Below are 276 nucleotides of genomic sequence, written 5' to 3' on the forward strand. Positions count from 1 at the left end.
AAAAGCAGATTGACGGTGCTATAATTGGGCAATTGCTGTTGAGACTATGAAAGGAAGGCGTGATGCTATAACAGAGTTTTACTTACCTTTATCATCAGAGGTTTTAAAAACTCCGGAACAAGCACATTTTTTTTATTTCGCAATGATTTCTTTTTTTGCTGCAACCGGGTGTGGTCCCTTTGCTGCGAATTGCCTGTCACAATTCATGCAACAGATTGATCTTGGTGGCATATTCTCATGGCTTTCGTTCTGATTTATGTAATTGGCTAGCTAAAA

The sequence above is a fragment of the Bartonella sp. AA86SXKL genome (assembly GCF_042196885.1).